The following is a 23834-nucleotide window of genomic DNA, read 5'->3' on the forward strand; positions in this document are numbered from 1 at the left end:
GTTATCGACGGCAATCGGTCGATAACAATCCCGCACCGCTTACCAGGCGATGGTGTCGCCTTTGTAGTCGATGAAGTGATGACCACCTTTGCCGGTGTAGGCGTTCACCTGGTCGACCAGGCCGCGCACGCTGGTGTCGACATCGATGTGTGCGTTTTCGCCGCCCATGTCAGTCTTCACCCAGCCCGGATGCAGCGACAATACGGTCAGCTTGTGATCACCCAACTGAGTGATGAAGCTGTTGGTCATGGAGTTGAGTGCCGCCTTGCTGGCTTTGTATAGCGCCAGGTCCGAGCCGTCGGGGATGGTCACGCTGCCCAGCACCGAACTCATGAACGCCAGCACGCCAGTGTCCTTGCGGATCTGCCCGACGAAACGCTGGGCCAGGTTGATTGGCGCTACGGCATTGGTGAAAAACAGTTGGCCGACTTCGGCCAGGGTGGCGTGGCCCGGCTCCTGGTTGGCGGGGCCCTTGACGCCGGCATTGACGAACAGCAGGTCGAAGGTGCGGGCCTTGAGGCGTTGGCTCAGGGCGATCACGGCTTGCTGATCGTCCATGTCGAGTTTCTCGATCTGCACCGGCCCAACGGCTTTCAGCGCATCGGCCTTGCTCGGGTCACGCACGGTGGCGGTCACGTCCCAGCCGTCCTGAAGCAGTTGCTTGACCAGGCCAAGGCCCAGGCCGCGGGAGGCGCCGACGATCAGTGCGGTTTTTGGCGTAGACATGAAAAGCTTCCTTTAGCGTCGCGGTTCACGGAGTTCAACGTTGTAGCAGGATACGCCCACGGCTGAGGTCGGCGAGTTGAATTTGCAGGGTGTCGATATCTGCTTCGCCCAAGGCCAGTTGCAGCTCGACGCCGTTGGCGGTGAAGGTTTCTTCGACCACCAGTCCACCCAGCTCAGCCACACGCAATTTCACCAGGTTCAGTTCGGCGAAGCCACAGGCGCAACTCAAGGGGACACGGCTGATCAGTTCGATGCGGTCGGCCGTTTGCAGGCACTTATTCGCGCCACCGCCGTAGGCCCGGGCGAGGCCGCCGGTGCCCAACTGGATGCCGCCGTACCAGCGAATCACCAGCACCGCCACCTGATCAAAACCCTGTGCCTCGATGGCCGCCAGGATCGGCCGCCCGGCGGTGCCGCCGGGTTCGCCATCGTCGTTGCTGCGGTATTGATCGGCCAGTTTCCAGGCCCAGCAATTGTGCGTGGCGTTCAAGTCGCTGTGTTGCTCGAAAAACGCCTGGGCGTCTTGCGGGCTGGTGATCGGTGCGGCGAGGGTGATAAAGCGGCTTTTGCGTATTTCTTCGCGAAACTCGCAAAGGCCGGTGAGCGTGAAAGGCATAAGTCGCTTCGTTTAATGGACGGGCTTGATGCCACAGCCCTTGAGGATGATATGGATCAGGTTGGTGCCGGCGTCTTCCATGTCCTGCTTGGTCAGCTTGGTGCGACCGGTGACGCGGCAGATCTGGGTGGCGAAGTCGGCATAGTGCTGAGTGCTGCCCCACAGCAGGAAGATCAGGTGCACCGGGTCTATCGGGTCCATCTTGCCGGCGTCGATCCAGGCCTGGAACACGGCTGCCCGGCCGCTGAACCAGGCGCGGTAGTCCTGGCTGAAATATTCGGTGAGGCATTCGCCGCCACTGATGATCTCCATGGCGAAGATTCGCGAAGCCTGCGGCTGGCGCCGCGAGAACTCCATCTTGGTACGGATGTAACGGGTGAGCGCCACCGCCGGGTCATCCTCGGCGGTCAGCGTGTTGAAGGTGCTGTCCCACAGTTCGAGGATATTGCTGAGCACAGCGATATACAGGCCAAGCTTGTTGGTGAAGTAGTAGTGCAAGTTGGCCTTGGGCAGCCCGGCACTGGCCGCAATGGTGTTCATGCTGGTGCCTTTGTAGCCATGGCGCGCGAACTCGTCTTCAGCTGCCTGCAGAATCGCTTGTTCGTTCTTTTGCCGAATGCGGCTGGCGGGCTTACCGGCGTGGGTGCTGTGGGCAGGAACTTCGAGGCTCATGGAGGTTTCCGTGCTGATCGATTGAGACGACGTGTGCACAGATAACCCACCCTCAAGCCTCAGACAAGTCCTGATGCAATAAAACCGTCAAAGCGGTTCCAGGCTGTCGCTTTCCGGCGCTTTGTTTGCGGCAGCGTTGAGGGCCTTGCTTTCCGGCAGCAGTAAGCACAATACGATGGCCGTCAGCCCGCCGCTGGTGATGGCGGAGTCAAACAGGTTTTGTATGAGCGTCGGCATCTGATGCAGCAGGTTCGGCTGGGCGGCGATGCCCAGGCCGACGCCAAACGAAGTGGCGATGATCAGCATGCTGCGCCGGTCCAGCGGCGCCTGGGCGAGGATGCGTACGCCCGCAGCGGCGACACTGCCGAACATCACCAGCGTCGCGCCGCCCAATACCGGCTTGGGGATTTGCTGCAGTACTGCGCCAATCAGTGGAAACAAACCGAGACAAAACAGCACCACGCCGATGTACAGGCCAACGTAACGGCTGGCCACGCCAGTGAGTTGGATCACGCCGTTGTTCTGCGCGAAGGTCGTGTTGGGGAAGGCGCTGAAGGTGGCGGCGATCATGCAGCTCACGCCATCACCGAGTACGCCGCCCTTGAGTCGGCTTATATAAGAAGGGCCACTGATAGGTTGGCGGGCGATCATGCAGTTGGCGGTGAGGTCGCCGACGGTTTCAATGCTGCTGATCAGATAAATCAGCGCGATCGGCAGGAAGGCGCTCCATTCGAAGTTGAAACCAAAGCGGAACGGGATCGGCAGGCTGACCAGCGGCAGGTCGGGCAAGGCTTGAGGCACGAGCTTGCCGCTGAACCACGCAGCCAGGCTGCCGAGCGCGAGGCCGATAATGATGGCCGAGAGGCGCACCCAGGCTGTGTTCGAACGGTTGAGTAGAATGATCGTCAGCACCACGAACAGACCCAGCGCGAGGTTGGTGGGTGCGCCGAAGTCGGGTGCGTTGAAGCCGCCTCCAAGGTCAGTGATACCGACCTTGATCAAGCTGATGCCGATCAGGGTGATGACAATTCCGGTCACCAGGGGCGTGATCACCCGGCGCAGTTGCCCGATAAACCGGCTCAACACGATCTGTACCACGGCGCCGAAAAAGCACACGCCGAAGATCATCGCCATGATGTCTTCCGGGCTGCCGCCGCGTTGTTTCACCAGAAAGCCCGCCGACAACACTGCGCCCAGAAACGCGAAGCTGGTGCCTTGCAGGCAGATCATCCCGGCACCGATACCAAATGGCCTGCGCGCCTGAATGAAGGTGCCGACACCGGAGACCATCAACGCCATGCTGATCAGGTAAGGCAAATGGGCGGTGAGGCCCAGGGTGGAGCCGATGATCAGCGGTGGAGTGATGATGCCGACAAATGCAGCGAGTACATGTTGCAGTGCGGCGAGAAAGGCCGGCGCGGGTTTCGGGCGGTCGTTGAGGCCGTAGATAAGATCGCTGCTGTTGGACGCTTCTGGTGGCATGGCGGGCAAACTCAAGGTCTATGTCCCTGGGTTGTTGCAAAAAGCTGTCCAACTGCTCAGCTTTTAGCTGCGAGGCCGAGTTAGCGGGTTGCTGCGAGGCTTTCCAGGAAGCTTTCCAGCACCAAATGGGGGCGCCGGCCTTTGCGCGTGACCGATGCGAGGCTTAAATCGTAAAAACGCGTAGCCGGTTTCAGCGCACGCAGTCGGCCTTGTTGTACCCACAGGCTCGCGTAGTGGTCGGGCAGGTAGCCGATGTAGCGGCCGGTGAGGATCAGGAACGCCATGCCTTCGCGGTCGGAGGCGCTGGCCGTGCAGTTGAGCGCCTGGTAATGGGCCTGGATCTCGGCGGGCAGGCGGAAGGTCGGAGCGATGGCGTCCTGGGCATCGATGCGTGCATCGTCGAGTTGCTTGTTGTCGGCGTAGAACAAGGGGTGGCCGACTGCGCAGTAGAGCAGTGAGCGTTCGCTGTACAGCGGCTGGTATTCCAACCCTGACAGGGCGCTGGCCTGGGGGACTACGCCGACATGCAGGCGACCGTCGAGTACGCCTTGTTCGACTTCGTTGGGGGCGATCATACGGATCTGGATCTGCACGTCCGGCCCGCGCTCCTTCAGCTGCGCAAGTGCGTGGGTGATGCGCATGTGGGGCAGGGTGACCAGATTATCGGTAAGGCCGATGATCAGCTCGCCGCGCAAGTGCTGGTGCAGGCCATTGACCTCGGTGCGAAAGCTTTCCAGGGCACTTAGCAGTTGCAGGGCCGACTGGTAGACCTCGCGACCCTCTTCGGTCAGGGAAAAACCGGCGCGGCCGCGTTGGCACAGTCTTAATCCAAGGCGTTGCTCCAGGTCGCTCATTTGCTGGCTGATCGCCGAGCGCCCGATGCCCAGCACGGTTTCCGCCGCTGAAAAGCCGCCGCACTCCACCACGCTGCGAAAGATGCGCAGCAGGCGGATATCGAAGTCGCTGACTTGGGCCAGGGGATCGGGTCGACGGCTGCTCATAGTTTAGTGAAGGCCTGACTGAAGGTTAGAAGAGTTGAATTTCACCGACTTTATCGTCGTGGCAATTTAGCTGCAACAACGCTTTTCAATCCCGACGCTGCCTTTTGCCCTGCGAGGTTTTGCTGATGAACATGCCCGAAAACGCCCCATCGTCCCTGGCCAGCCAATTGAAGTTGGACGCGCACTGGATGCCGTACACCGCCAACCGTAACTTCCAGCGCGACCCGCGGCTGATCGTGGCCGCCGAAGGAAGCTGGTTGACCGATGACAAAGGCCGCAAGGTGTATGACTCGTTGTCGGGCCTGTGGACCTGTGGTGCCGGGCATACGCGCAAGGAGATTCAGGAAGCAGTCGCCAAACAACTGGGGACTCTGGACTACTCGCCGGGCTTCCAATACGGTCATCCATTGTCCTTCCAATTGGCGGAAAAGATCACCGACCTGACCCCAGGCAACCTGAACCATGTGTTCTTCACCGACTCTGGCTCCGAGTGCGCCGATACGGCGGTGAAGATGGTGCGTGCGTACTGGCGCCTGAAGGGCCAGGCCACCAAGACCAAGATGATTGGCCGCGCCCGTGGCTATCACGGTGTGAACATTGCCGGTACCAGCCTGGGTGGCGTCAACGGCAACCGTAAGCTGTTTGGCCAGGGCTTGATGGACGTTGACCATTTGCCGCACACCTTGCTGGCGAGCAATGCCTTCTCCCGTGGCATGCCGGAGCAGGGCGGTATTGCGCTGGCAGACGAACTGCTCAAGCTGATCGAATTGCACGATGCGTCGAACATCGCCGCAGTATTTGTCGAGCCAATGGCCGGCTCCGCGGGTGTGCTGGTGCCGCCACAGGGTTACCTCAAGCGTCTGCGTGAGATCTGTGATCAGCACAATATCCTGCTGGTGTTCGATGAAGTGATCACCGGTTTCGGCCGTACCGGCTCGATGTTCGGTGCCGACAGCTTCGGCGTGACCCCGGACCTGATGTGCATCGCCAAGCAAGTCACCAACGGCGCGATCCCGATGGGCGCGGTGATTGCCAGCAGCGAGATCTACCAGACATTCATGAATCAGGCGACGCCGGAGTACGCGGTGGAATTCCCCCACGGCTACACCTACTCGGCGCACCCGGTGGCCTGCGCGGCTGGCCTGGCGGCATTGGACCTGTTGCAGAAGGAAAACCTGGTGCAGAGCGTCGCTGAGGTTGCCCCGCACTTTGAGAACGCGCTGCATGGCTTGAAGGGCAGCAAGAACGTGATCGACATCCGCAACTACGGCCTGGCCGGCGCGATCCAGATTGCCCCGCGTGACGGTGATGCCATCGTGCGTCCATTCGAGGCTGGCATGGCCTTGTGGAAAGCCGGTTTCTACGTGCGCTTTGGCGGTGACACGCTGCAGTTCGGGCCAACCTTCAATAGCAAGCCGCAGGACCTGGATCGCCTGTTCGATGCGGTCGGCGAAGTGCTGAACAAGATCGACTGATTTCTCCTTCTATATAGAACAACTTTTTCAGGAGCCCCGCATGAGCCTTATCCAGCATTTGATCAACGGTGAGTTGGTCAATGATTCCGGCCGTAGTGCTGACGTGTACAACCCGTCGACCGGCCAGGTGATTCATCAAGTGCCGTTGGCCAGCCGTGAAACCATCCAACAGGCGATCGACTCCGCCAAGGCAGCGTTCCCGGCCTGGCGTAATACTCCGCCAGCCAAGCGTGCGCAGGTGATGTTTCGTTTCAAGCAATTGCTGGAACAGAACGAAGCGCGTATCTCGCAATTGATCAGCGAAGAGCATGGCAAGACGCTGGAAGATGCCGCCGGTGAATTGAAGCGCGGTATCGAGAACGTCGAGTATGCGTGCTCTGCACCGGAGATTCTGAAGGGTGAGTACAGCCGTAACGTAGGACCGAACATTGATGCCTGGTCAGATTTCCAGCCGCTGGGCGTGGTGGCCGGTATTACACCGTTCAACTTCCCGGCGATGGTGCCGCTGTGGATGTACCCGCTGGCGATCGTTTGCGGTAACTGTTTCATCCTGAAACCATCGGAGCGTGATCCGAGCTCGACATTGCTGATTGCACAACTGCTGCAGGAAGCCGGGTTGCCCAAAGGCGTGCTCAGCGTGGTGCACGGCGACAAGGGCGCGGTGGATGCGCTGATCGAGGCGCCGGAAGTGAAAGCGCTGAGTTTCGTGGGTTCGACGCCGATTGCCGAGTACATCTATTCCGAAGCGACCAAGCGTGGCAAGCGCGTACAGGCATTGGGTGGGGCGAAGAACCACGCGGTGCTGATGCCGGATGCAGATCTGGATAACGCCGTCAGCGCTCTGATGGGGGCGGCATACGGTTCCTGCGGCGAGCGTTGCATGGCGATCTCGGTGGCGGTGTGCGTGGGCGACCAGGTGGCGGATGCGTTGATCGCCAAGCTGGTGCCGCAGGTCAAGGCGCTGAAGATTGGGGCGGGGACTTCTTGTGGCCTGGATATGGGGCCGCTGGTGACCGGTCAGGCGCGGGATAAAGTCAGTGGCTATATAGAAGACGGTGTCTCAGCGGGCGCCAAGTTGGTGGTTGATGGGCGTGGGCTGAGTGTTGCGGGCCATGAAGAAGGTTTCTTCCTGGGCGGTAGTCTGTTTGATCATGTGACGCCTGAAATGCGTATCTACAAAGAGGAGATCTTTGGGCCGGTGCTATGTGTTGTAAGGGTGGATAGCCTGGAAGCGGCCATGCAACTGATCAACGATCATGAATACGGTAACGGTACGTGTATCTTCACCCGTGACGGTGAAGCGGCGCGTCTGTTCTGTGACGAGATTGAAGTGGGTATGGTGGGGGTGAACGTTCCATTGCCGGTGCCGGTGGCATATCACAGCTTTGGTGGCTGGAAGCGCTCGCTGTTTGGCGACCTGCATGCCTACGGGCCGGATGGGGTGCGTTTCTATACTCGTCGCAAGGCGATTACCCAGCGCTGGCCGCAACGGGCCAGCCATGAAGCCTCGCAATTTGCTTTCCCTAGCTTGTAAGCAGTGCTGAAAGCCGGCCCCTTGGGGCCGGCTTTCGCGTTTCTGGGGCTTTTTTGACCCATGTGACAGAAATATGAAAAAAGGTGTTGACGGCAGATTCTGGAAGTCTATAATTCGCCCCACTTCCGGCGCAGTCGAAACGGAAAACTCCTTGGTAAACAAAGAGTTACGCAGAATTCGACAGCGACTTGCTTCAGTTCATCGAAGCCCAGAAGGAGTTGGTAGAGCAGTGTTGTCTGGCTCTATTAACGTTTCGATCCTCTCGGTCGAAAGCGGAGAAAAAGAGGTGTTGACAGCAGCGTGTAACGCTGTAGAATTCGCCTCCCGCTAACGAGAGATCGGAGGCGCAAGTGGTTGAAGTTGTTGAAGAAATCTTCGAAAACTTCTGAAAATAATCACTTGACAGCAAATGAGGCTGCTGTAGAATGCGCGCCTCGGTTGAGACGAAAGATCTTAACCAACCGCTCTTTAACAACTGAATCAAGCAATTCGTGTGGGTGCTTGTGGAGTCAGACTGATAGTCAACAAGATTATCAGCATCACAAGTTACTCCGCGAGAAATCAAAGATGTAACCAACGATTGCTGAGCCAAGTTTAGGGTTTCTTAAAAACCCAAAGATGTTTGAACTGAAGAGTTTGATCATGGCTCAGATTGAACGCTGGCGGCAGGCCTAACACATGCAAGTCGAGCGGTAGAGAGAAGCTTGCTTCTCTTGAGAGCGGCGGACGGGTGAGTAATGCCTAGGAATCTGCCTGGTAGTGGGGGATAACGTTCGGAAACGAACGCTAATACCGCATACGTCCTACGGGAGAAAGCAGGGGACCTTCGGGCCTTGCGCTATCAGATGAGCCTAGGTCGGATTAGCTAGTTGGTGAGGTAATGGCTCACCAAGGCGACGATCCGTAACTGGTCTGAGAGGATGATCAGTCACACTGGAACTGAGACACGGTCCAGACTCCTACGGGAGGCAGCAGTGGGGAATATTGGACAATGGGCGAAAGCCTGATCCAGCCATGCCGCGTGTGTGAAGAAGGTCTTCGGATTGTAAAGCACTTTAAGTTGGGAGGAAGGGCAGTTACCTAATACGTGATTGTTTTGACGTTACCGACAGAATAAGCACCGGCTAACTCTGTGCCAGCAGCCGCGGTAATACAGAGGGTGCAAGCGTTAATCGGAATTACTGGGCGTAAAGCGCGCGTAGGTGGTTTGTTAAGTTGGATGTGAAATCCCCGGGCTCAACCTGGGAACTGCATTCAAAACTGACTGACTAGAGTATGGTAGAGGGTGGTGGAATTTCCTGTGTAGCGGTGAAATGCGTAGATATAGGAAGGAACACCAGTGGCGAAGGCGACCACCTGGACTAATACTGACACTGAGGTGCGAAAGCGTGGGGAGCAAACAGGATTAGATACCCTGGTAGTCCACGCCGTAAACGATGTCAACTAGCCGTTGGAAGCCTTGAGCTTTTAGTGGCGCAGCTAACGCATTAAGTTGACCGCCTGGGGAGTACGGCCGCAAGGTTAAAACTCAAATGAATTGACGGGGGCCCGCACAAGCGGTGGAGCATGTGGTTTAATTCGAAGCAACGCGAAGAACCTTACCAGGCCTTGACATCCAATGAACTTTCTAGAGATAGATTGGTGCCTTCGGGAACATTGAGACAGGTGCTGCATGGCTGTCGTCAGCTCGTGTCGTGAGATGTTGGGTTAAGTCCCGTAACGAGCGCAACCCTTGTCCTTAGTTACCAGCACGTAATGGTGGGCACTCTAAGGAGACTGCCGGTGACAAACCGGAGGAAGGTGGGGATGACGTCAAGTCATCATGGCCCTTACGGCCTGGGCTACACACGTGCTACAATGGTCGGTACAGAGGGTTGCCAAGCCGCGAGGTGGAGCTAATCCCATAAAACCGATCGTAGTCCGGATCGCAGTCTGCAACTCGACTGCGTGAAGTCGGAATCGCTAGTAATCGCGAATCAGAATGTCGCGGTGAATACGTTCCCGGGCCTTGTACACACCGCCCGTCACACCATGGGAGTGGGTTGCACCAGAAGTAGCTAGTCTAACCTTCGGGAGGACGGTTACCACGGTGTGATTCATGACTGGGGTGAAGTCGTAACAAGGTAGCCGTAGGGGAACCTGCGGCTGGATCACCTCCTTAATCGACGACATCAGCTGCTCCATAAGTTCCCACACGAATTGCTTGATTCATTGAAGAAGACGATAAGAAGCAGCCCGAAATTGGGTCTGTAGCTCAGTTGGTTAGAGCGCACCCCTGATAAGGGTGAGGTCGGCAGTTCGAATCTGCCCAGACCCACCAATTTTGTGTGGGAAACGCCTGTAGAAATACGGGGCCATAGCTCAGCTGGGAGAGCGCCTGCCTTGCACGCAGGAGGTCAACGGTTCGATCCCGTTTGGCTCCACCACTACTGCTTCTGAAAGTTTTGAAAGCTTAGAAATGAGCATTCCACCAAGACGGTGATGAATGTTGATTTCTAGTCTTTGATTAGATCGTTCTTTAAAAATTTGGGTATGTGATAGAAAGATAGACTGAACGTTACTTTCACTGGTAGCGGATCAGGCTAAGGTAAAATTTGTGAGTTCTCTTAGTTGAGAAATTCGAATTTTCGGCGAATGTCGTCTTCACAGTATAACCAGATTGCTTGGGGTTATATGGTCAAGTGAAGAAGCGCATACGGTGGATGCCTTGGCAGTCAGAGGCGATGAAAGACGTGGTAGCCTGCGAAAAGCTTCGGGGAGTCGGCAAACAGACTTTGATCCGGAGATGTCTGAATGGGGGAACCCAGCCATCATAAGATGGTTATCTTGTACTGAATACATAGGTGCAAGAGGCGAACCAGGGGAACTGAAACATCTAAGTACCCTGAGGAAAAGAAATCAACCGAGATTCCCTTAGTAGTGGCGAGCGAACGGGGACTAGCCCTTAAGTGGCTTTGAGATTAGCGGAACGCTCTGGAAAGTGCGGCCATAGTGGGTGATAGCCCTGTACGCGAAAATCTCTTAGTCATGAAATCGAGTAGGACGGAGCACGAGAAACTTTGTCTGAATATGGGGGGACCATCCTCCAAGGCTAAATACTACTGACTGACCGATAGTGAACTAGTACCGTGAGGGAAAGGCGAAAAGAACCCCGGAGAGGGGAGTGAAATAGATCCTGAAACCGTATGCGTACAAGCAGTGGGAGCAGACTTTGTTCTGTGACTGCGTACCTTTTGTATAATGGGTCAGCGACTTATTTTCAGTGGCGAGCTTAACCGAATAGGGGAGGCGTAGCGAAAGCGAGTCTTAATAGGGCGTCTAGTCGCTGGGAATAGACCCGAAACCGGGCGATCTATCCATGGGCAGGTTGAAGGTTGGGTAACACTAACTGGAGGACCGAACCGACTACCGTTGAAAAGTTAGCGGATGACCTGTGGATCGGAGTGAAAGGCTAATCAAGCTCGGAGATAGCTGGTTCTCCTCGAAAGCTATTTAGGTAGCGCCTCATGTATCACTGTAGGGGGTAGAGCACTGTTTCGGCTAGGGGGTCATCCCGACTTACCAAACCGATGCAAACTCCGAATACCTACAAGTGCCGAGCATGGGAGACACACGGCGGGTGCTAACGTCCGTCGTGAAAAGGGAAACAACCCAGACCGTCAGCTAAGGTCCCAAAGTTATGGTTAAGTGGGAAACGATGTGGGAAGGCTTAGACAGCTAGGAGGTTGGCTTAGAAGCAGCCACCCTTTAAAGAAAGCGTAATAGCTCACTAGTCGAGTCGGCCTGCGCGGAAGATGTAACGGGGCTCAAACCATACACCGAAGCTACGGGTATCACGTAAGTGATGCGGTAGAGGAGCGTTCTGTAAGCCTGTGAAGGTGAGTTGAGAAGCTTGCTGGAGGTATCAGAAGTGCGAATGCTGACATGAGTAACGACAATGGGTGTGAAAAACACCCACGCCGAAAGACCAAGGTTTCCTGCGCAACGTTAATCGACGCAGGGTTAGTCGGTCCCTAAGGCGAGGCTGAAAAGCGTAGTCGATGGAAAACAGGTTAATATTCCTGTACTTCTGGTTATTGCGATGGAGGGACGGAGAAGGCTAGGCCAGCTTGGCGTTGGTTGTCCAAGTTTAAGGTGGTAGGCTGAGATCTTAGGTAAATCCGGGATCTTAAGGCCGAGAGCTGATGACGAGTTACCTTTTAGGTAACGAAGTGGTTGATGCCATGCTTCCAAGAAAAGCTTCTAAGCTTCAGGTAACCAGGAACCGTACCCCAAACCGACACAGGTGGTTGGGTAGAGAATACCAAGGCGCTTGAGAGAACTCGGGTGAAGGAACTAGGCAAAATGGCACCGTAACTTCGGGAGAAGGTGCGCCGGTGAGGGTGAAGGACTTGCTCCGTAAGCTCATGCCGGTCGAAGATACCAGGCCGCTGCGACTGTTTATTAAAAACACAGCACTCTGCAAACACGAAAGTGGACGTATAGGGTGTGACGCCTGCCCGGTGCCGGAAGGTTAATTGATGGGGTTAGCTAACGCGAAGCTCTTGATCGAAGCCCCGGTAAACGGCGGCCGTAACTATAACGGTCCTAAGGTAGCGAAATTCCTTGTCGGGTAAGTTCCGACCTGCACGAATGGCGTAACGATGGCGGCGCTGTCTCCACCCGAGACTCAGTGAAATTGAAATCGCTGTGAAGATGCAGTGTATCCGCGGCTAGACGGAAAGACCCCGTGAACCTTTACTATAGCTTTGCACTGGACTTTGAATTTGCTTGTGTAGGATAGGTGGGAGGCTTTGAAGCGTGGACGCCAGTTCGCGTGGAGCCATCCTTGAAATACCACCCTGGCAACTTTGAGGTTCTAACTCAGGTCCGTTATCCGGATCGAGGACAGTGTATGGTGGGTAGTTTGACTGGGGCGGTCTCCTCCTAAAGAGTAACGGAGGAGTACGAAGGTGCGCTCAGACCGGTCGGAAATCGGTCGTAGAGTATAAAGGCAAAAGCGCGCTTGACTGCGAGACAGACACGTCGAGCAGGTACGAAAGTAGGTCTTAGTGATCCGGTGGTTCTGTATGGAAGGGCCATCGCTCAACGGATAAAAGGTACTCCGGGGATAACAGGCTGATACCGCCCAAGAGTTCATATCGACGGCGGTGTTTGGCACCTCGATGTCGGCTCATCACATCCTGGGGCTGAAGCCGGTCCCAAGGGTATGGCTGTTCGCCATTTAAAGTGGTACGCGAGCTGGGTTTAGAACGTCGTGAGACAGTTCGGTCCCTATCTGCCGTGGACGTTTGAGATTTGAGAGGGGCTGCTCCTAGTACGAGAGGACCGGAGTGGACGAACCTCTGGTGTTCCGGTTGTCACGCCAGTGGCATTGCCGGGTAGCTATGTTCGGAATAGATAACCGCTGAAAGCATCTAAGCGGGAAACTAGCCTCAAGATGAGATCTCACTGGAACCTTGAGTTCCCTGAAGGGCCGTCGAAGACTACGACGTTGATAGGTTGGGTGTGTAAGCGCTGTGAGGCGTTGAGCTAACCAATACTAATTGCCCGTGAGGCTTGACCATATAACACCCAAGCAATTTGACTACTCTAACGAGCATCAGATTGCGGTGTGTGAAGACGAAATGAACCGAAAGTTCGACGTTCACAAAACACCGAAAGCTGTCACATACCCAATTTGCTGAAGCGAGGCCCAGGCCACGACTCAGTACCCGAATTTCTTGACGACCATAGAGCATTGGAACCACCTGATCCCATCCCGAACTCAGTAGTGAAACGATGCATCGCCGATGGTAGTGTGGGGTTTCCCCATGTGAGAGTAGGTCATCGTCAAGATTAAATTCCAGAACCCCTGACTGCTAACGCAGTCAGGGGTTTTGTTTTGGGCGGTCGAAAACTCAAGCGCTACTTATCCCCCGACAAATTTGCACAGTTATTTCTGAACCAGAGCACTAGAATAGGCACCTAACCATTTTTAGAGCCAGAGCCCTATCTATGCCTGATCCGGCTGATGCCCTCGAGCTATCGGATTTACCACTGGACGACCTGGTGGCATGCCATGAGTGCGACTTGCTGATGCGCAAACCGGAGCTCGCCCTTGGCGAAAAAGCCCAATGCCCGCGTTGCGGTTATGAGCTTTACGCTCACCGCCACAATGTCGTTGAGCGAAGCCTCGCCTTGGTGCTGGCTGCACTGTTGCTGTATATACCCGCGAACTTTCTACCCATCATGCAGCTCAATCTACTTGGGCAGTCCTCCGAGGACACCGTGTGGAGTGGCGTCGTTGGTTTGTTTGACACCGGCATGCAAGGTGTCGCCGCTGTGGTTTTCCTGTGCAGCATGGGCATCCCCTTGCTCAAGCTGCTTTGCCAATTGGCAGTGCTGCTCAGCATCCGCTGGAATGTCGGGCGCAGTTATGGGCTGCTGCTGTACCGCATTTACCATCACATGAAAGACTGGGGAATGCTGGAGGTCTATTTGATGGGCGTACTGGTGGCGATCGTAAAACTCGCCGACATGGCCTCCATCACGATAGGCCTGGGGCTGGTCTGCTTTATCAGCCTATTGGTGGTTCAGGTGTTGCTTGAGGTGGTGATGTCGCCCCACCAGATCTGGCAAGCGCTATCAGGGGAGGATGATCATGCGGGCGATTGATGCAGGCATTCTGATTTGTACCGAATGCCACGAGTTGAACATACAAGACGCTGATAGCGACGAGCAAACCTGCACCCGTTGTGGAGCGCTGATCCATGCCCGTCGCCCCAACAGCCTTACCCGTACCTGGGCGCTGCTGATCACCGCGGCGATCTTGTACATTCCCGCCAACCTGTTGCCTATCATGACCATCAATTCGCTTGGACAGGGTGACCCCAGCACTATCATGGCCGGGGTGATTCAACTGGTGCAGCATGGCATGTACCCTATCGCGGCTGTGGTGTTCATCGCCAGCATCCTGGTGCCGACGTTCAAGCTGGTCGGCATAGGTCTGCTACTGTTCTCGGTGCAGCGTCACCAACCCCTGTCCGCGCAACAACGCATTGTGATGTACCGCTTTATCGAATTCATTGGCCGCTGGTCCATGCTGGATATCTTCGTGATCGCCATCCTGGTGGCGGTTGTAAACTTTGGGCGACTCGCCAGTGTCGAGGCCAATCTCGGCGCTGCGGCGTTCGCCAGTGTGGTGATCTTGACGATGCTTGCCGCAGTAACTTTTGATCCCCGACTGATTTGGGATAACACGGAGTCGGACGACGACCATGAGTGATTTGCCTAAAGCTAAAACCCGCCCAGCCTCCAACTGGTCGGCCATTTGGGTGTTGCCTCTGATTGCCCTGATCATCGGTGGCTGGCTGGGGTGGCGCGCCTATTCCCAGCAGGGCATCGACATCCAGGTGCGCTTTGAAAGCGGCGAAGGCATCCAGGTCAACAAGACCGAAGTGGTCTACAAAGGCATGCCGGTGGGCAAGGTCAAGGCCCTGGCCTTGGATGACGAGGGTAACAATCGCGGGGTGATTGCCACCATCGAGATGAACAAGGACGTCGAACAATACCTGAAGACCAATACCCGTTTCTGGCTGGTAAAACCGAGTGTCAGCCTCGCCGGCATCACCGGCCTGGAAACCCTGGTGTCGGGTAACTACATCGCCGCCAGCCCTGGTGACGGTGAGCCCACGCGCAAGTTCAAGGCGCTCTCCGAAGAGCCGCCCTTGTCCGACGCCAAGCCCGGTTTGCACCTGACCATCAAGGCTGACCGTCTCGGTTCGCTCAACCGTGGCAGCCCGGTGTTCTACAAGCAGATCCAAGTGGGCCAGGTCAAAAGCTACCTGCTCTCCGAAGACCAGAGCACCGTCGAGATCAAGGTCTATATCGAACCGACCTACGCCAGCCTTGTGCGTAAACACACACGTTTCTGGAACGCCAGCGGCATCAGCATCGATGCGAATCTCTCCGGCGTGAAAGTGCGCAGCGAATCCCTCTCCAGCATCGTGGCAGGCGGCATCGCCTTCGCCACGCCGGAGAACCGCAAGGACAGTCCGCCTACGGATCCGAGCCTGCCATTCCGCCTGTACGAAGATTTCGACGCCGCCGCGGCCGGCATCAAGGTCAAGGTCACACTCTCCGACTTCGAAGGCCTGCAGGCCGGCCGTACACCCGTGATGTACAAAGGTATCCAGGTCGGCAGCCTGAAAACGCTGAAGATCAACCCAGACCTTTCCAGTGCTAACGCCGAACTGACCCTTGATCCCCTGGCTGAAGATTACCTGGTGCAAGACACTCAGTTCTGGGTGGTCAAACCGTCTATTTCCCTGGCGGGTATCACCGGGCTTGAAGCCTTGGTCAAAGGTAACTACATCGCCATTCGCCCAGGTGACAAAGGGACGCCTCCACAGCGTGAATACGTCGCACGGGCCAAGGCACCACCATTGGACCTGCGTTCCCCTGGCCTGCACATGGTGCTGTTCACCGACAACCTCGGCTCCCTGGATGTCGGCAGCCCGATCCTCTACAAGCAGGTCAAGGTCGGCTCGGTGCAGAGCTACCAGTTCTCGCGCAAGAACAAGCAGTTGGTGATCGGTGTCCACATCGAGAAGGAATACGAAAACCTGGTCAACGGTTCGACACGCTTCTGGAATGCCAGCGGCGTCACCCTGACCGGTGGCCTTACTGGCGGCATCCAGGTGAAGAGTGAATCCCTGGCCAGCCTGATGGCCGGAGGCATCGCCTTCGAAACACCTGAGCAGAACGTTCCGCTGAAAAAGCGCATCCCGCGTTTCCGCCTGTTTGCCGACCGCGAGGCCGCCAACCAGCACGGTACCTTGGTGACCATCAAGGTCGACCGCGCGGACGGCATGCGCCCTGGTACACCGGTACGTTTCAAAGGCCTGGACGTGGGCAAGATCGAAAGTGTCGACCTCAGCGCCGACATGCAGTCGGTGCTGCTCAGTGCGCGTATCACCCAGGTAGCGGATCGTATCGCCCGCGTCGGCAGCCAGTTCTGGGTGGTCAAGCCTGAGCTGGGGCTGATGAAAACCGCCAACCTGGAAACCCTGGTCACCGGTCAATACATCGAAGTGCAACCGGCTACGAAAAACGCCGGCCCGCAGAAGAGTTTCGTCGCGCTGGACCAGCCCCCTGAAGCCGCCCATCAGGAAGCCGGCCTGAGCCTGACACTCAGCGCCGCCCGCCGTGGATCGTTGAAGGAGGGCGTACCGGTCACCTACCGCGAAGTCACCGTGGGCAAAGTCACTGGCTACGAGCTGGGCCAAACCGCCGACCGCGTGTTGATCCACATTCTGATCGAGCCCAAATATGCCCCGCTGGTCCGTGGCGGCAGCCGGTTCTGGAACACCAGTGGCTTTGGCCTCGACTTCGGCCTGTTCAAGGGCGCAACCGTACGCACGGAGTCGCTGGAGACCCTGGTCGCCGGCGGTATCGCCTTCGCCACACCCGATGGCGAGCGCATGGGCAATGCCGCCCGGCCACAGCAAACCTTCCCGCTGTTCGACAAGTTTGAAGATGAGTGGCTGACCTGGGCACCTAAAATCCCGCTCGGCAAATAAGCGCCACAAAAAAGGCCGCGATCCATAGATCGCGGCCTTTTTGCATTTCAGCGCAGGGCGTCAGACTTCATCCAGCTCCGGCTCATCCGCCTGCACATTCATCGTCGCCTTCACCACATCATGACGACGGATGTACTTCCAGTCCGCCTCATCGATGTAGATCCCATTCGGCCCGCTGCCGCCTTCCAGGTCGATCGCCACCTGGGCGGAGACCTGCGGCTTCACACTGGCCAGGATCGGTACGAAGCCCAGCTGCAAGCTGGTCTCCAACAGGGCAGCCTGGTTCTTCTCATCGATGTCCGCCGCTTCGTCGAGGTAGTACGGCAAACGCACACGCCCGGCCTGGTCACGGTCCATCAAGTGCAGCAACAAGTACATGTTGGTCAGCGCCTTGATGGTCATGGTGGTGCCGTTGGACGCGGCGCCATCGATGTCAGTGTGAATCACCGGCTGGCCATGCACTTTGGTGATCTCGAACGCCAGCTCGAACAAGTCCTTGAGGCCCAGTTGGTTATGGTTGGCCGCCACCAGCCGCGCCAGGTACTCCTTGGCTTCTTCGTTCTTGTTGTCCTGCTCGGCGCTCTGGCTCAGGTCGAACACCGACAGGGTTTCGCCTTCTTCATACTGACCGGCGCTGTGGATGATCTGGTCGATATGCTTGAGCGCTTCCTTGTTCGGCGCCAGCACGATGCGGAAGCTTTGCAGGTTGGAGACTTGGCGTTTGTTGATCTCACGGTTGAACAACGCCAGTTGATGCTCAAGGCTGTCGTAGTCGCTGCGAATATTGCGCAAGGTCCGTGCGATATCGGTGACCGCCGCACGGCGGGCTTTGCCGAGTGTCAGCGCTTCATCCGTGCGGTGCGCATAAGCGTTGATCAGCAATTGCAGGCGACGCTCGACATCATCCTCGCTGTCGAACTTGGCCACGCCCTTGAGGCGAACCTGGGCGTACAGCGCTTCGATCTGGCCATCGGCGCGCAGCAAACCTTGCCAGCTGTCCTGATAGTCATTGAGCAGCGGCAGCAGGTTGTCCATGGAGTCGTCGACCGGGTCCATGAACGGCGTGCCGAACGGCAAGTCCGCCGGCAACAATTGACGGCGACGCAACGCGTCGTCCAGCGTACGTTGCTTGGCTTCCATGTCACCGATCTGGCGGCCGACCAATTGCAGCTTGGCCGACAGTTGCTGAACACGCTCGGTGAACGCATCACTGGAACGCTTCAACTCATCCTGCGCCGCTTCCATCTGCGCCAGGTTTTCCAGCTTCTCGCCTTCTTCGGCGCTCAGGGTTTGCGCACGGCGGAAGTCTTCAAGGGCCTTTTGCGCATCGAGCACCTGCTGGTACAGCGCTTCGGTCTGCGTCTTGCTCGCGGCACGGTCGGAGGCGACAGCCTGTTGGGTTTTCAGCTGCTTGAGTTCTTTCTCCAGGCGCTCTTTCTGGTCGCGCAACGCCGCGCGATCCGCCAGGGCCTGCAAGGCCGGTGGTTCGATGTGGGAGATGTCGATGGACAGCCCCGGTACTTCAAAGCGCTCACCCTTGAAGCCGTCGAGTATCTGCTCCAGGGATTTGACCCACTGGCCGTCCTCGTCCAGCGTGATGCCATGTTCGCCCAACGGCAGGCTGAACAACGAACTGTTGAACAGGCGCATCAGACGCTCGACGTCTTGCTGTGAGAATTCCTCCCGCAGTTTGGCGTAGCTGTTGTTGTCCGCGTGATCGAGCTGCTGCTTGACCGACTTCAGGCGCTTTTCCAGATCGCGCAAACGCTCGTCCAGATCCTCGGCGCTGAACTGCCGCGACTGCGCCAGGGCGCCCGCCAGTTCATCGTGGGCATCCTTGGCCGCCAGCAGTTGCTGCTCCAGCACCTTCACGTCATCCACCAGGGCGAAGCGATGCTTGAGCACCGACAATTCGCCCAGCCAACGCTGGATACCGCTGATTTCCCGCTCCAGGCGCATCAGCTCCTGGGTGCCGCCACGTTGGTCGTTTTGCAGCGCGTCCTGCTCGTTGCGGTAGTGCTCGGCCTGAATCGTCAGTTCTTCCTTGCGCGCACTGGCGTAGTCCGACCAGGTGCCCAGCAACGAGTCGAGCAATGGCGACAGGCGATGCAATTTGCCACGCAGCACGTCGCGCTGACGAACACCATTGGACAGCGCTTCAACCAGCGGGCCAGCTGCAACCAGGGAGTTGTAGTCCTGCTCCATGCGTCGCACATCGCGGAAGGCTTCTTCGCACGCCGCGATGTAGTCCACGCTACCCGAACGCAGGCTGTGTTCAAACGCATCGAGGAACAATTGCTTGAGCTTGGCCGCGGTGATTTCACGCATGTGCAGCAGGTTGATAAACAGTGCGCGGAAGGTCTTCAGGCTCTGCTCACTGGTGGAGCGCAGTGGAATCAACGTCAGGTCCAGCGGGATCGACGTATGCCCGCCCACCAGCAAGCGACGCAGTTCATCCGGCTTGAGTTCGTAGGCTTTCAGGCCTTCGCGCTCGAGGTTGGTGAACAGCTCTTTCTGACGCAGGCAGGTGTCATTCTTCTGGTAGTGCGCCAGGTCCAGCTTGCCGGCATAGGCGAAGAACTGGTGACCGAAACCACCGCCCGGGCCACGCCCGACCACGCCGATCACATGGGGGCCGTGGGGCAGCGAGACTTCCACGAGGATGTAGCTGGTGTCGGTGGCGAAGTAGAAGCGCCGCGATTGTTCCAGGGTGTACTTGCCGAAACTCATGTCCGACATGCGCGCCAGGATCGGGAACTGCAAGGCGTTGATCGAGGCGGATTTACCCAGGTTGTTCGCGCCATACACGGACAGCGGCTCTTCCAGCGGGAACAGGCCCAGGCTGTAGCCGGCGGTGTTCAATAGGGCGAAGCGGCGGATGCCGTAGCGTTCCTTGCTCATGCATCGGTCTCCTGTTCTTCGGCAATGGCGCGGGCCAGGGCGTCTTCTTCGCTTTCATCGGCGAAGTCGCTCAAGTCGAGTGGGTCATCGGTTTTCAGCAATTTCTCATCGCTGTCTTCGTCGATGATCACCGGTGCCGGCAGCGGCAACACGCTGTGCACGCTGGCTGCCAGGTCGCGGTCTTGCTGCACCGACAGGCACACATCGAGGAAGCGGTGCATCGGCGGCAGGAAGCGATAGATGCCGTTGTCTTCGCTGGCAAAACCCAGCTGGGTCATGCGGCGCATGATTTTTTCTTCGAGTTCTTCCTGGGTCTGCACCTCGGCCTGGATAAACAGGTCACGGTACTTCTCCAGCAACGATGGCAGCTCATCACGGCCGAGGCTGCCACCGTCAAGCACGGCGATCGGGTCGCGGCCCTGGTCGGCCAGGTGCTCGACGATGATGAAGGTGAACAGCGCCAGGCGCTGGGCGGTCTTGTTGACCTGCGCGGCGGCCACGGCAGTGTCCGGCACGAAGTAGTAAAAGCCCCGCGTGTCGCACACCAGCTCGAAGCCCAGGGCCTTGAAGAGCGTGCGGTACTGGTCCTGGAAGTTCGACAGCTGTGCGTACAGCTCCGGGTCGCGGCGGCTGACGTGGTAACCCTTGAACAGCTCGCGAAAGATCGGCGCCAGCTGGGACAGTTCGGATAGATCAAGATGCATGAGGTGTACTCGCAGGGTGCTCGGCGGCGTCGGATCCGGCCGGGAGCAGGGCGAATGAGCGCAGGCTGACCTGGTGCTCGTGTGTGTGGTAATCGCGGCGTTCCAGGCGTTCGCGCTTGAAGCGTTTTTCCCGCGAGAGCCGCGAGAACCAGTACAGCAATTCGTCGGTGGCGCCGTCCGGTTCCTGCTCCAGCAGCCAGGTCATCAGGTCCGGCATCGGCAGCGCGTCTTCGCAGCGCTCGAGCATCTCCTTGACCGTGCGCGGTGCGCGCTGGGCGTCGCCCTTGTGGGACTTGTGCGCCTTGGGAAAGCGCGCCGGTTTCGGCTCGAAATTCGCCAGGGCATACACATAGGCTTCCACCTGGCTGGCGCTGCCGAGGAAGGTGCTCTGCGGCCGGGTAAACATCGGCATCGCCGCTTGCGGCACTGCGTCCAGGCCTTTGCGGCGAATGGCCGACAAGGCCAGCGCCGCACCACGGGTCACGGCGTTGTGCCGACGCGCTTCTTCACGCAGCGGCAGCAGCAGTTCGCGGGCATGACGCAAGGTCAACTGGGCGCTGGTCTGCATCTCCAGGATGCGCGCGTGGGTGCGCAGCAACATGTCGTCGTCCACCAGGTGGCCGAGGCGCTGCTGTTCGGTGAGCATGCGCAGCAACACATTTTCCACCTTGCGCACGCCTTGTTCGAAGGCGCCGTCGGCGTTCACCAGCTGGATCATCGGTTCGACGTATTCGTCCCAGGTCGCCAGGACCTCGGCATAACGCTGGCGCAACGGGATCTGCCGGTCGCTGGTCTTGGCGCGGTCGGCCACGGCGGCGAGGGCCTGTTCGTCGTTGGCGAGTTTTTTCAGCACATCGCGCACGCGCATGTCGAGCAGGCGCAGTTGACGGGCCAGGTCGTGGCCATCGCGGATGTCGAAGGCGTCCTGGATGTAACCGGCCAGGCGCTCGAGGTGGCGCAGGTAGGCTTCGATTTCCAGGCACAGTCCAAGCCGGTGCTCCTTGCGAAGATAAGCCAGGAAGTCGTGGATCTGTGCGTTGAGCTCGAAACGGTTCGGGCTCTTGGCGACAGGCACCAGGATGTCCAGGCGAATCCACACGTCCAGCAGGCTGGTGATGTCCTGTGGCGTGCTGTCCAGTTGTTGGGCGGCCAGTTGTGCGCGCAGTTCACTCAGGCTCAGGGTGCCCTGGTCGAAGTGTTCGCACAGTGGCTCAAGCAGGGCCCAGTGTTCGGCGAGGGCGCGCAAGACGCGCTTGGGTTCGATCATCGGAATGGCCAGCTGGTTGGCGATTAAAAGTCGCGATTGTACTGCATCGGACGCGGGATTTATCCACAGCCGGTCAGTACGCAGTGGGCGATTGTTGCCGAACAGCGGTAGAATCCCCGCTCTTTAGTTATCCACAAGTGGCCGAGCTGTGCTTATCGAGTCCCGACGTCGCGCTTACTTGACCGCCATGCAGGTGGTCAACTGGCTGCCCCGCACCGAACTGCCGTTTGCCGCGCCGTCGCGGCCCGAACTGTTGCAGGCGCTTGAGCCTTATGAGGCGTTCGAGTCTTCGGGCGAGGAAGCGGCTGCGCCGGTGGCTGTGGTCAAGCCCACGCCGGAGACGCGACCGGTGGTCGAACGGGCCAAGATCGAAGTGCCGCGCCCCGCGCCGGTGACCAAGGCCGCCAAGGTGGTCGAAGAGACGGCCCCGGTGGTCAAGGCCCCGGTGGTGCCGCCACCGCGCTTTGCCCTGCAATTGCTGCGTGCCGGGCGCTGCCTGCTGCTGGTGGAGTTGCCCACCGGCGAACGTTTCCAGACCCGCGACCCCGCCTACATGCTGCTCAAGGACATGCTGCGCGCCGCCGGCCTGCCCGACAGCCCGCAAATCGTCGGCGACCCGGTGCGCTGGCCGCTGCTGGTGCGTGGCAACATGGATCAAGGCCCCGAGGCCGCACGGGATTTTGTGCAAGGTTTTGTGTCTGCGCGTCTGGAAGACGAGCCTTGCGCGTGCCTGTGGCTGATCGGCCTGCCTGCCGTGCGTTTTGCCGGCGAGGCCAATGCCGAAGCCTGGTACCGCGAGTTGCAGGTCGAAAGCCTGGGCTTGGTGTGGGCCTTGCCGGGCCTGGAATTATTAATGGAAGAGCCACAGCGTAAGGCTGATGTCTGGCAAGCCATGCGCCGGCTGATGGCGCGCTGGAAAACAACCGATGAGTGAGGCTTTATCCTTCCGCCCGATGACCGAGGCCGACCTCGACGCCGTGCTGAAAATCGAATATGCGGCGTTCAGCCACCCCTGGACCCGTGGGATCTTTCTCGATGGGCTGGGCAAATACCAGATCTGGCTGATGTTTGAAGGTGAGCAGCAGGTGGGGCACGGCGTGGTGCAGATCATCCTCGACGAGGCGCATCTGCTGAACATCACCGTCAAACCGGAAAACCAGGGACGCGGCCTTGGCCTGGCGCTGCTGGAACACCTGATGTCCCGCGCCTATGCCGCCAGTGCGCGGGAGTGTTTCCTGGAGGTGCGCGACAGCAATACCGGCGCGTTTCGCCTGTATGAGCGCTATGGCTTCAACGAGATCGGCCGTCGCCGGGACTATTACCCGGCTGTCGGTGGCCGCGAAGATGCGGTCGTCATGGCCTGCACCCTGGTCGACTAAATACATAGGCCATTGTGGGAGGGGGCTTGCCCCCGATGGCGGTGTACCAGGCACCTTATCAGTCTGATATGCCGCTATCGTGGGCAAGCCCCCTCCCACTTTTAGGGCACGTTTTGTCAGCGGTTACCGTCTACTGGATCAATATCTGCCAATTCGGCCTCATCCAGGCCATTGCCCCCACCGATCTCATCCTCATCGACGATACTCAGGTCCCAGTCCGCCGGTTCGCTTTCGCCCGCTTCCTGAGCATCCCGTGCTCCATCTTCATGGATCAGCGTTTCAGGGCTCATGTCATCGTCCGTCGCTTCATGGTCTTCGGTTGAAGCCCCGGTCATCCCGGCCTCCCGCACCCGTTCGTCACCGATATGCGTGGTGGGCGCGTCTTCTTCAAAATCCAGCTCACGCATCGAGCCCATGCGATCTTCATTATCATCAATCGGTTCGGGCTGTGTAGCGCCGTAGGGACGTCGTGATTCAGTCATGGCCAATCCTCATACTGTGGGGCTTATAGTGT

The 23834-nt window shown here is 58.2% G+C and carries 16 protein-coding genes, 2 tRNA genes and 3 rRNA genes; 12 read left to right on the plus strand and 9 right to left on the minus strand.

The window, feature by feature from the left end; all coding sequences use genetic code 11:
• Positions 1–39: 39 nt before the first annotated feature.
• The 5 genes from M2497_RS04255 to M2497_RS04275 form a co-directional block, all read right to left on the minus strand.
• The gene (locus M2497_RS04255) at positions 40–726 is read right to left on the minus strand and encodes an SDR family oxidoreductase (protein WP_248485957.1); all 687 of its coding nucleotides are present in this window, start codon (positions 724–726) and stop codon (positions 40–42) included.
• Positions 727–760: 34 nt separating this feature from the next.
• Positions 761–1342 (minus strand): YigZ family protein, encoded by a 582-nt coding sequence (locus tag M2497_RS04260; protein ID WP_248485958.1) that lies wholly within the window; start codon positions 1340–1342, stop codon positions 761–763.
• A 12-nt stretch (positions 1343–1354) separates the two neighbouring features.
• Positions 1355–2014 (minus strand): TetR/AcrR family transcriptional regulator, encoded by a 660-nt coding sequence (locus M2497_RS04265; RefSeq protein ID WP_092250056.1) that lies wholly within the window; start codon positions 2012–2014, stop codon positions 1355–1357.
• 87 nt (positions 2015–2101) lie between these two features.
• On the minus strand, positions 2102–3496 hold the full coding sequence (locus M2497_RS04270; RefSeq protein WP_248488167.1) for a nucleobase:cation symporter-2 family protein: 1395 nt from the start codon (positions 3494–3496) through the stop codon (positions 2102–2104).
• Between the two features lie 80 nt (positions 3497–3576).
• On the minus strand, positions 3577–4497 hold the full coding sequence (locus M2497_RS04275) for a LysR family transcriptional regulator (RefSeq protein ID WP_038845836.1): 921 nt from the start codon (positions 4495–4497) through the stop codon (positions 3577–3579).
• 125 nt (positions 4498–4622) lie between these two features.
• Between M2497_RS04275 and M2497_RS04280 the strand changes: the two genes are divergently transcribed.
• The 10 genes from M2497_RS04280 to M2497_RS04325 all read left to right on the plus strand — a co-directional run bounded on the left by M2497_RS04280 (position 4623) and on the right by M2497_RS04325 (position 17069).
• Positions 4623–5972, plus strand: a complete 1350-nt coding sequence (locus M2497_RS04280) for an aspartate aminotransferase family protein (protein WP_065900385.1) — start codon at positions 4623–4625, stop codon at positions 5970–5972.
• A gap of 40 nt (positions 5973–6012) precedes the next feature.
• Positions 6013–7506, plus strand: coding sequence for a CoA-acylating methylmalonate-semialdehyde dehydrogenase (locus tag M2497_RS04285; RefSeq protein WP_106577755.1), 1494 nt, complete (start codon positions 6013–6015; stop codon positions 7504–7506).
• A gap of 624 nt (positions 7507–8130) precedes the next feature.
• Positions 8131–9667: ribosomal RNA gene (locus M2497_RS04290) — 16S ribosomal RNA — on the plus strand.
• Between the two features lie 82 nt (positions 9668–9749).
• Positions 9750–9826: transfer RNA gene (locus M2497_RS04295), tRNA-Ile, on the plus strand.
• A gap of 30 nt (positions 9827–9856) precedes the next feature.
• Positions 9857–9932, plus strand: a tRNA-Ala gene (locus M2497_RS04300).
• 249 nt (positions 9933–10181) lie between these two features.
• A 23S ribosomal RNA gene (locus tag M2497_RS04305) occupies positions 10182–13073 on the plus strand.
• A 155-nt stretch (positions 13074–13228) separates the two neighbouring features.
• Positions 13229–13344, plus strand: a 5S ribosomal RNA gene (gene rrf, locus M2497_RS04310).
• Together the 16S, 23S and 5S rRNA genes with 2 tRNA genes alongside form the textbook arrangement of a ribosomal RNA operon.
• 159 nt (positions 13345–13503) lie before the next feature.
• Positions 13504–14163: a paraquat-inducible protein A gene (locus tag M2497_RS04315; RefSeq protein ID WP_248485959.1), complete on the plus strand. Its 660-nt coding sequence runs from the start codon at positions 13504–13506 to the stop codon at positions 14161–14163.
• Complete coding sequence (locus tag M2497_RS04320) at positions 14150–14773, plus strand: paraquat-inducible protein A (protein WP_248485960.1); 624 nt, start codon at positions 14150–14152, stop codon at positions 14771–14773. Before M2497_RS04315 ends, M2497_RS04320 begins: the two co-directional genes overlap by 14 nt.
• Positions 14766–17069 carry an MlaD family protein gene (locus M2497_RS04325; protein ID WP_248485961.1) on the plus strand — a complete coding sequence of 768 codons (2304 nt, stop codon included), beginning with the start codon at positions 14766–14768 and terminating at the stop codon, positions 17067–17069. The genes M2497_RS04320 and M2497_RS04325 overlap by 8 nt, the downstream gene beginning before the upstream one ends.
• Before the next feature lie 60 nt (positions 17070–17129).
• Here the strand turns inward: M2497_RS04325 and mksF are convergent, their stop codons facing one another.
• From mksF to mksB, 3 genes are read right to left on the minus strand one after another with little or no spacing between them, the layout of a single operon-like run.
• Entirely contained in the window at positions 17130–19970 is a 2841-nt protein-coding gene (gene mksF, locus M2497_RS04330) for an Mks condensin complex protein MksF (protein WP_028618682.1), read from the minus strand.
• Positions 19967–20674 carry an Mks condensin complex protein MksE gene (gene mksE / locus M2497_RS04335; protein WP_016974932.1) on the minus strand — a complete coding sequence of 236 codons (708 nt, stop codon included), beginning with the start codon at positions 20672–20674 and terminating at the stop codon, positions 19967–19969. Before mksE ends, mksF begins: the two co-directional genes overlap by 4 nt.
• On the minus strand, positions 20664–21941 hold the full coding sequence (gene mksB, locus M2497_RS04340; protein WP_071494283.1) for an Mks condensin complex protein MksB: 1278 nt from the start codon (positions 21939–21941) through the stop codon (positions 20664–20666). The genes mksE and mksB overlap by 11 nt, the downstream gene beginning before the upstream one ends.
• Before the next feature lie 187 nt (positions 21942–22128).
• Between mksB and M2497_RS04345 the strand changes: the two genes are divergently transcribed.
• The gene (locus M2497_RS04345) at positions 22129–22875 is read left to right on the plus strand and encodes an energy transducer TonB (RefSeq protein WP_248488168.1); all 747 of its coding nucleotides are present in this window, start codon (positions 22129–22131) and stop codon (positions 22873–22875) included.
• Complete coding sequence (rimI, locus tag M2497_RS04350) at positions 22868–23320, plus strand: ribosomal protein S18-alanine N-acetyltransferase (protein WP_005784514.1); 453 nt, start codon at positions 22868–22870, stop codon at positions 23318–23320. The genes M2497_RS04345 and rimI overlap by 8 nt, the downstream gene beginning before the upstream one ends.
• A 116-nt stretch (positions 23321–23436) precedes the next feature.
• Here the strand turns inward: rimI and M2497_RS04355 are convergent, their stop codons facing one another.
• Complete coding sequence (locus M2497_RS04355; protein WP_248485962.1) at positions 23437–23802, minus strand: serine kinase/phosphatase; 366 nt, start codon at positions 23800–23802, stop codon at positions 23437–23439.
• Between the last annotated feature and the right edge of the window lie 32 nt (positions 23803–23834).

The sequence above is a fragment of the Pseudomonas sp. CYM-20-01 genome, from assembly GCF_023169845.1.
Lineage (GTDB): Bacteria > Pseudomonadota > Gammaproteobacteria > Pseudomonadales > Pseudomonadaceae > Aquipseudomonas > Aquipseudomonas azotoformans.

Bases quoted from the DNA above. Each gene is read 5' to 3' on its own strand.
- M2497_RS04285 (WP_106577755.1), top strand. From the start codon at position 6,013: ATGAGCCTTATCCAGCATTTGATCAACGGTGAGTTGGTCAATGATTCC.
- mksE (WP_016974932.1), bottom strand. From the start codon at position 20,674: ATGCATCTTGATCTATCCGAACTGTCCCAGCTGGCGCCGATCTTTCGC.
- M2497_RS04270 (WP_248488167.1), bottom strand. From the start codon at position 3,496: ATGCCACCAGAAGCGTCCAACAGCAGCGATCTTATCTACGGCCTCAAC.
- M2497_RS04265 (WP_092250056.1), bottom strand. From the start codon at position 2,014: ATGAGCCTCGAAGTTCCTGCCCACAGCACCCACGCCGGTAAGCCCGCC.
- M2497_RS04255 (WP_248485957.1), bottom strand. From the start codon at position 726: ATGTCTACGCCAAAAACCGCACTGATCGTCGGCGCCTCCCGCGGCCTG.
- mksF (WP_028618682.1), bottom strand. From the start codon at position 19,970: ATGAGCAAGGAACGCTACGGCATCCGCCGCTTCGCCCTATTGAACACC.
- M2497_RS04275 (WP_038845836.1), bottom strand. From the start codon at position 4,497: ATGAGCAGCCGTCGACCCGATCCCCTGGCCCAAGTCAGCGACTTCGAT.
- M2497_RS04260 (WP_248485958.1), bottom strand. From the start codon at position 1,342: ATGCCTTTCACGCTCACCGGCCTTTGCGAGTTTCGCGAAGAAATACGC.
- mksB (WP_071494283.1), bottom strand. From the start codon at position 21,941: ATGATCGAACCCAAGCGCGTCTTGCGCGCCCTCGCCGAACACTGGGCC.
- M2497_RS04280 (WP_065900385.1), top strand. From the start codon at position 4,623: ATGAACATGCCCGAAAACGCCCCATCGTCCCTGGCCAGCCAATTGAAG.
- M2497_RS04355 (WP_248485962.1), bottom strand. From the start codon at position 23,802: ATGACTGAATCACGACGTCCCTACGGCGCTACACAGCCCGAACCGATT.
- M2497_RS04325 (WP_248485961.1), top strand. From the start codon at position 14,766: ATGAGTGATTTGCCTAAAGCTAAAACCCGCCCAGCCTCCAACTGGTCG.
- M2497_RS04320 (WP_248485960.1), top strand. From the start codon at position 14,150: ATGCGGGCGATTGATGCAGGCATTCTGATTTGTACCGAATGCCACGAG.
- M2497_RS04345 (WP_248488168.1), top strand. From the start codon at position 22,129: ATGCAGGTGGTCAACTGGCTGCCCCGCACCGAACTGCCGTTTGCCGCG.
- M2497_RS04315 (WP_248485959.1), top strand. From the start codon at position 13,504: ATGCCTGATCCGGCTGATGCCCTCGAGCTATCGGATTTACCACTGGAC.
- rimI (WP_005784514.1), top strand. From the start codon at position 22,868: ATGAGTGAGGCTTTATCCTTCCGCCCGATGACCGAGGCCGACCTCGAC.